Raw genomic sequence first — 7,660 nt, forward strand, 5'->3', positions numbered from 1 at the left:
ACGCCGGCGTACCGCGAAGAATTCAAGAAACAGGCCAACGCGGGGATCATTCCGGAGGCACGCAAGCGGGAAGTCGTCAGCCAGGTCAGTATCGCGGGTACGGGAATCATGGTCGCCAACCGAAACTCTGGGTCGGTGATGGTTTTCATGAATCGCACCGTGACCGACAAGTCGAAGCAGCCGATCTACGAGGGCAGCCGGCTGCGGGTGGACTATCAGCGGGTCGACGGCAAGTGGCTGATCAACTACATTCAGCCGATCTAACTCCGCAACGAGTTACTCAGCGGCATTGCCCGATATCGTTGCAGTCCAACGGGTAACGATCGACCGGACTGGGCAACGGCCCTACGAAGGCCAACGTGAACGGCGTCTTCGTCATCCCGGGCTGTAGGCCGCAGACGTCGCTGTGAATGCTGGTGTGTGTTCCGGTGAGCGAGACGTCGTCGAAGGCGTAGGTGTCGGTCGTCGGCCCGTAGGTGCCGTCAGGGCACACCACGCCATTGGGCTTGCCGATCTCAAAGGTCCACCGGTCGCTGGCCAAGCGGGCTCGGCCAGAGTAATTCGCCATCTTCGCGGCCCGGCTCACCGGTGCCCGGGCCGTGAAACTGCTGACGTTCAGCGCGCAGAGGTCCGCGGCGATCACCGGGTCGGTGAAATCCGGGATGGCCCGTTGCCGCGACGGCGCATCGCAGAGCGCCGCGATCTTCCAGGTCGCCGCGGGCACACCCGCTTCGGTGAAGGTGTACATGCCGTCCGGCGGGGGACCGAGCGCCTTCGCCGGCATCGCTGTGCCCACACCGACGAGCGTCATGGCCACAGCGGCGGTCATGCCGCGGGAGAGGATCGCCATGCCTCCAGTATCGCAGTGCGCCAACGGCCGTGCCGCGAAATCAGCCGTTTAGCGAATGACCGGCGGCCAGCGCATCGAGGAATGACCGGGCCCACCGGTCGACGTCGTGGACGAGTACCTGACGCCGCAGCGCCCGCATCCGGCGCCGTCCCTCATCCGCGGGCTGGTTGATCGCCGCCTCGATCGCATCCTTGACGCCCTCGAGGTCGTGCGGATTGACTAGGTAGGCCTGCGTGAGTTCGGCTGCGGCGCCGGTGAATTCGCTCAGCACCAGCGCGCCACCCAGGTCGCTGCGGCACGCGACGTACTCCTTGGCCACCAGATTCATCCCGTCGCGCAAGGGGGTGACCACCATGACGTCACTGGCCACAAAGAACGCGATGAGCTCGTCGCGGGGGACCGGGCGATGCAGGTAGTGCACCACCGCGTGGCCGACCTCGCTATATTCGCCGTTGATGTGCCCGACCTGCCGCTCGATGCCCTCGCGCAGCCTCTGATAGCTCTCCACCCGTTCGCGGCTGGGCGTGGCGAGCTGGATCAGCACCGTGTCGTCGCCCTTGACGCGCCCCTCGGCGAGCAATTCGCCGAGCGCCTTGAGCCGCACGTCGATGCCCTTGGTGTAGTCCAGCCGGTCGACGCCGAGCAGGATCCTGCGGGGGTTGCCGAGCTCGGCCCGAATCTCCTTGGCCCGCCGTCGGATGTTGCGGTCGCGGCCCTTCCGGTCGAGTTCGGCGGAGTCGATGGAGATCGGGAACGCGCCCACCCGGACGATGCGGTCGCCGAGCTGCACCTCACCCAATCGTGTGCGCACCCCGACCGAACCGCGCGAAGTGCTCGCGCCGGTCAGGCGCCGAGCCAGGATGAGGAAGTTCTGCGCCCCGCCGGCCAGATGGAAGCCCACCAGGTCGGCGCCCAGCAGCCCCTCGACGATCTCGGTTCGCCACGGCATCTGCATGAACAGTTCGACCGGCGGGAACGGTATATGCAGGAAAAACCCGATCGTCAGGTCCGGTCGCAGCTCGCGCAGCATCTTGGGTACCAGTTGCAGCTGATAGTCCTGCACCCAGACGACGGCTCCCTTGGCCGCCGCGCGCGCGGTCGCCTCGGCGAAGCGGCGATTGACGTCGACGTAGCGGTCCCACCATTCCCGGTGGTAGATCGGCTTGACGATGACGTCGTGGTACAGCGGCCACAGCGAGGCGTTGGAGAAACCCTCGTAGTACTCCTCGACGTCATCGGCCGACAGCCGCACCGGGTGTAGCCGGAGGTCCTCTTCGACGATGGGTTCGTCCTGGACGTCGACGTCGTCGTCGACGACTCCGGGCCAGCCGATCCATGCGCCGCGGCGGCGGCGCAGCAGGGGCTCCAGCGCGGTGACCAATCCGCCTGGACTGCGTTTCCAGGTGACGGTGCCATCGGGCAACCGCTCCATGTCGATCGGCAGCCGATTGGCGACCACGACGAAGTCGGACACCCCGGCGGCAGGGCTTGTCGTGACCTTGCCTGCGGGGGGCACTTACACCTCGATCTTCGCGGGCCCAATACCAAGCATCGACAGGAACATCCGGCACTCTTCGGCGTCGTTGGCATAGGCCGCTACCACGCGCCTGGCCTGGCTGGCCGTGTCATCGGGCAACGGCTCGACTTCGTCGATTTCATGGCTGTCTGATTTGGCGGACATAACATAACTGTAGGCGACGTGCGCGATCAGCCGCACGGGCAGCCGCAACCCCCTGGATGAAGCGTTACGGTAGCGTCGTAATGTGTAACTCCGATAGCCGTTCACTGGAACTCTGTGCGAATGAGGTAGCCCGATGTCAGACGCCGACGAGTTGGTGGCTTACGAAACTCTCGATGAGGGCCGCATCGCGCGGATCTGGTTGAACCGGCCTGAGGCGCACAACGCGCAGAGCCGGGGATTGCTTGTCCAGCTTGACGAGGCATTCTTGCGTGCCGAGGCTGACGATGGCGTCCGGGTGGTGATCCTGGCCGCCCGCGGTAAGAATTTCTCCGCCGGCCACGACCTCGGCTCGGAGTTGGCGCTGGCGGAGCGGGCTCCCGGAGACGCGCAGCTGCCGAGCTTCCGGATCAACGGCGCCACCCGTGCGGCCATCATGGAGAAGACCTACTTGCAGGAGTGGCACTACTACTTCCAGAACACCTGCCGCTGGCGTGATCTGCGCAAGATCACGATCGCCCAGGTAAACGGCAACGCGATTTCGGCCGGGCTGATGCTGATCTGGGCATGCGACCTGATCGTCGCCGCCGACAACGCGAAGTTCAGTGACGTGGTGGGTGTTCGGCTGGGCATGCCCGGTGTCGAATATTATGCCCACCCTTGGGAATTCGGCCCTCGCAAGGCGAAAGAGCTTCTGCTGACCGGTGATTCGCTGGACGCTGACGAGGCGTACCGGCTGGGCATGGTGTCCAAAGTCTTTCCGGTCGACGAATTGGCCGACAAGACCTTGGAATTCGCCCGTCGGATCGCCGAGCGGCCCACGATGGCCGCGCTGCTGATCAAGGACTCGGTGAACGCCGCCTCCGACGCGATGGGCTTCACTGAGGCGTTGCGGCACGCGTTCCACATCCACGAGTTGGGCCATGCGCACTGGGCCGCACACAACGAGAACCGGTATCCGGTCGGGCTGCCGCCCGATGTCGAGGATTGGCGCCAGGCGAAGTCGACGAATATCGCCCGCAAAGACACTCCATAGCCGTAGCCGTAGCCGTAGCCGTAGCCGTAGCCGTAGCCATAGCCATAGCCATAGCCATAGCCATAGCCGCGGGGGTGTTCGCTGTGCCCGCCTCCGCGCGAATTCCGATTCTGCAGCGGGTCGATTCGCTCAGAGGCGGGCAGATCGGGTCCCCGGAATTGGCCGAGCCTGCTGTGGTTCTATGACTAGAACGTGTTTCAGTTTTCTGGCGCGAAGGAGTGGGCATGCGGCTTTCGTTTGAAGACCGGACGTACCTGGTCACCGGTGGCGGCAGCGGGATCGGCAAAGGCGTGGCCGCCGGCCTGGTTGGCTCCGGGGCGTCGGTGATGATCGTCGGCCGCAACGCCGATCGGCTGGCGGCGGCCGCCGAGGAAATCGATGCGGCCACCGCGGGCGTCGGCGCGATCCGCTACGAACCCGCTGACGTCACCAACGAAGACGAGGTCACCCGCGCCGTCGAGGCCGCGACGGCGTGGCACGGCCGGTTGCACGGCGCGGTGCACTGCGCCGGCGGATCGCTGACGATCGGCCCGATCACCCAGATGGACTCCGACGCATGGCGACGCACTGTCGACCTCAACATCAACGGAACCATGTACGTCCTCAAACACTGCGCCCGAGAGATGGTGCGCGGGGGCGGCGGGTCGTTCGTCGGCATCTCCTCAATCGCGTCCAGCAACACCCACCGCTGGTTCGGCGCCTACGGCGTCACCAAGGCCGGTCTGGACCACCTGATGCAGCTGGCCGCCGACGAACTCGGCCCGTCCTGGGTGCGGGTCAACAGCATCCGGCCGGGTCTGATCCGCACCGACATGGTCGCGCCGATCATCGACTCTCCGGAACTGTCCGAGGACTACGCGGCCTGTACGCCGTTGCCGCGGGTCGGTGAGGCCGAAGACATCGCCAATATGGCGATGTTCCTTCTCAGCGACGCCGCCGGTTGGGTCACGGGCCAGTGCATCAACGTCGACGGCGGGCACCTGCTGCGCCGCGGCCCGGACTTCACCGCGATGCTCGAGCCGGCGTTCGGCGCCGACGGTCTGCGCGGAGTCGTCTGACGGCCGAGCTGTGCCGCTGCGCTCGCCACGCAAGGAACCGGCTGTGAAAAGTTATGCTCTTCAGCCATGAGCAGACCTCGAGAAGTTGCTCGCAACGAGGCTTCCGCGTCCATTTCGCGGCCGGCCGGCGGCGCGCGCACCATTCGCGGCCTGGACCCGGATCAGCGTCGGGCCAAGCGCCTTGAGCAGTTGCTGTCCGCTGCCTTGGAGCTGTTTGCCAGCAAGGGATACATCAACACCTCGATCGAGCAAATCTGCCAGGCGGCTTACGTCGGTAATAAAGCCTTCTATGAACTATTCAGCGGCAAAGAAGACTGCTATGTGGCGCTGCTGCACGAGATCAGCGAACGGATCAAGCGGCAGGTGGTGCAGACGGCGGAGCAGTTGTCTGGCGAGGACCTCACAGAAGCGGTCCGGCTGCTGCTGACAACGTTCGCCCACGCGGTCGTCGACGACCCCCGCGTCGCGATCGTGGCCTTCCGCGACGTAGGCGGCATCTCCTTCGAAGTCGAGCGCCAGCGCCGCGAGAATCGCCGTTGGGTCGCGTCTTTTTTCGAGGACCTCTGGTGCCGCTACCACCTGACCGCAGGGCGAGCGCGCGGCCACGGGATCGAGACACATGCGCTGGCGATCGGGACTGCCGGCGGGCTCTTCGAGATAGTGGCCAGCTGGTTACACGGCACGGCCACCCAGGAGGCCGATATCGGCGACCTGATCGCTGAGTTGATCGGCTTTGCCTCGCTGGTACATGCCGGGCTGCTCGAGCACCGGGTATCTGCTGACCGTCCCTGAGAATGTTCGACCATCGCGCGGACACCAAGTCGTACCAGCTCGAAAAGCTCGAAATATAGCCAAGCATCGGCGCTGATCCGGGATGCGTGGGCGTCGCGGCACGGCCGCGGGATCATTCCGAAAGGCGCTATTGCTTAGAATAAGAGGCCGTGTTCTAATGATTTTCTCACCTGCACCCCGACGGCAACGCCGAACGCCGGTGGGTTAGGCATCTGTCCGCAGGAAAGCGCGGTCGCGGCGGTGCCGTACGCCGTCGAATGAACCGCGCTTGGCCGACCGACATCGATAAGGACACGGCATGCAGCGAGCGCTTCGTCCGATAGTCACCTCATTCTCCGCAGTGATCGCCGTTCTGAGCGCGGCCTGCATCGCGGTAACTCCGGTGGCCCCGTCGCCCAACGTGCAGACGCGCGACGTCCGACTGGTGGACGACATCGCCTACATCATTGGTGGCAGCGGAACGCCGATACCATCGACCAGCGACGTTCAGACCAATTTCGATCTTTTCGTCAAGCCGCTCTACCCGGGTTACACGCCCGAGCCGCTCTATACGCCTGAGGGCAATTACGGGCTCTACACCGGGGTGAAGAGCTTGCCGCTGGACACCTCGGAAGCTCAGGGCACCCAGATCCTCTACAACACGATCACCTCAGAAGTCGCCAACGGCAACGATGTCGTCATCAAAGGCGCTTCGCAGAGCTCGACGATATCCGGGATGACGATGACCGAGCTGGCGGCGCAGAACGTTCCCAGTTCCGACGTTTCTTTCGTGCTGACCGGTGACCCCAACAATCCCGACGGGGGCCTGTTCGAACGCCTGGCGGGGCTGTCGCTACCCAGCCTCGGCATCACGTTCAACGGCGCGACCCCCTCCGATCTGTACCCGACCACCATCTTCACTCAGGAATACGACGGCTTCGCCGACGTCTGCAAGTACCCGATCGACTTCGTCTGCGACCTCAACTCCATCGCCGGCATCCAATATGTGCATCCCACCTATTCGACGCTCACGACCGCGCAGGTCACGCCGACGACCGCCGGCGGCGACGCGATCGCGCTGCCGACGGTGGGCGACACGATGACGACCTACTACATGATTCCCACCGCGGACCTACCGCTGCTGGATCCCATCCGGGAGATACCGGTAATCGGCAACCCGCTGGCTGACCTGCTGCAGCCCGACCTCGAGGTGCTGGTCAACCTGGGCTACGGCAACCCCGACTACGGTTGGTCGCAGGGTCCGGCGAACGTTCCGACCGAATTCGGGCTGTTCCCCAGCGTGAGTGATTTGGAGAAAGTGCCTGCTCTGTTGGCGTCGGGAACTCAGCAGGGTATCGAGAATTTCATCGGCGATTTCAACGGCTCGGGACCCAACCCGGTGTCGTTGACCGCGCTGCTGGATCCCACGACGAGCACCACAGCGTCGACCGACACGCTGTCCGCGCTGACGCCCGCCGGCATCGTCGCTGACCTGACCAACCTGGTCAACACGTTCTCAAGTGTCACCTCGACGGCCTATGCGACCCTGCTGCCCACCGCCGACGTCATCAACACGCTGCTCACCAGCTTGCCGGCCTATGACGTCACCCTCTTCACCGAGGGGCTGCAGTCCGGCAACCTTCTCGAAGCCATCGGCCAGCCCATCGCCAGCGACACCTACCTGCTCCAGCTGGCAGCAGGCTTCGAGCTCTTCGCTGTGCTAGACCAGTTCTCGACCATCGGCACCGAGTTGTCCGGCCTGACGTTCTGACCCGCAACCTGTCCACTGACCGGGACGGGGTAGCGCCGAAAGCGTAAATCCGGTCCACCATGAGAAGTCGCTGCCTAAGACAGGACGACATCATGGCCCGACAGGTAATCGACAACATCGCCGACATCGCCGACCAGCTGCGGGCCCAGGGCGAGGAGGCCGAACGCCTCGGCCGGATGCCCGACGACACCGCCAAGTTGCTCAAAGCGGCCGGCCCGATCAAGCTGCTGCAACCCAGGCAGTACGGCGGATTCGAATCGCACCCAAGGGAATTCGCGGAGACTGTGATGGCGGTGGCCGCCCTCGACGGCGCCGCGGGCTGGGTCTGCGGCGTAGTGGGCGTGCACCCGTGGCAGTTGGCCTTCGCCGACCCGAAGGTCCGCGAGGAGGTGTGGGGCGCCGACGACAACACCTGGATGGCCTCCCCATATGCGCCCACCGGCCTCGCCGTCCCGGTCGACGGCGGCTACGTCTTCAACGGCCGCTGGCAGTTCAG

The 7,660-nt window shown here is 64.9% G+C and carries 7 protein-coding genes and 2 pseudogenes; 6 read left to right on the forward strand and 3 right to left on the reverse strand.

The features are described 5' to 3' along the window. A pseudogene (locus tag AC2VOG_RS12845) lies at positions 1 to 264 on the forward strand (mammalian cell entry protein); the annotation flags it as partial. A gap of 16 nt (positions 265 to 280) precedes the next feature. On the opposite strand, the gene AC2VOG_RS12850 reads toward AC2VOG_RS12845, so the two are convergent. The 3 genes from AC2VOG_RS12850 to AC2VOG_RS12860 are packed head-to-tail and all read right to left on the reverse strand — an operon-like array spanning position 281 to position 2,531. After that, the gene (locus AC2VOG_RS12850) at positions 281 to 850 is read right to left on the reverse strand and encodes a hypothetical protein (RefSeq protein WP_486940282.1); all 570 of its coding nucleotides are present in this window, start codon (positions 848 to 850) and stop codon (positions 281 to 283) included. A 40-nt stretch (positions 851 to 890) separates the two neighbouring features. Continuing rightward, positions 891 to 2,366, reverse strand: coding sequence for an alpha,alpha-trehalose-phosphate synthase (UDP-forming) (locus AC2VOG_RS12855; RefSeq protein ID WP_486940283.1), 1,476 nt, complete (start codon positions 2,364 to 2,366; stop codon positions 891 to 893). Continuing rightward, the gene (locus AC2VOG_RS12860) at positions 2,367 to 2,531 is read right to left on the reverse strand and encodes a hypothetical protein (protein ID WP_486940284.1); all 165 of its coding nucleotides are present in this window, start codon (positions 2,529 to 2,531) and stop codon (positions 2,367 to 2,369) included. Between the two features lie 133 nt (positions 2,532 to 2,664). Here AC2VOG_RS12860 and AC2VOG_RS12865 point away from each other — a divergent pair, with 133 nt between their 5' ends. The 5 genes and pseudogenes from AC2VOG_RS12865 to AC2VOG_RS12885 form a co-directional block, all read left to right on the forward strand. After that, entirely contained in the window at positions 2,665 to 3,564 is a 900-nt protein-coding gene (locus AC2VOG_RS12865; RefSeq protein ID WP_486940285.1) for an enoyl-CoA hydratase, read from the forward strand. Between the two features lie 224 nt (positions 3,565 to 3,788). Continuing rightward, a complete protein-coding gene (locus AC2VOG_RS12870; RefSeq protein WP_486940286.1) occupies positions 3,789 to 4,622 on the forward strand; it encodes an SDR family oxidoreductase in 834 nt (277 codons plus the stop codon). A 189-nt stretch (positions 4,623 to 4,811) separates the two neighbouring features. Further along, a complete protein-coding gene (locus AC2VOG_RS12875; RefSeq protein ID WP_486940287.1) occupies positions 4,812 to 5,414 on the forward strand; it encodes a TetR/AcrR family transcriptional regulator in 603 nt (200 codons plus the stop codon). Between the two features lie 298 nt (positions 5,415 to 5,712). Then, a complete protein-coding gene (locus AC2VOG_RS12880; RefSeq protein ID WP_486940288.1) occupies positions 5,713 to 7,164 on the forward strand; it encodes a PE-PPE domain-containing protein in 1,452 nt (483 codons plus the stop codon). A gap of 92 nt (positions 7,165 to 7,256) precedes the next feature. After that, a pseudogene (locus AC2VOG_RS12885) lies at positions 7,257 to 7,660 on the forward strand (hydroxylase); the annotation flags it as partial.

Source organism: Mycobacterium sp. TH-M11, from assembly GCF_057473725.1.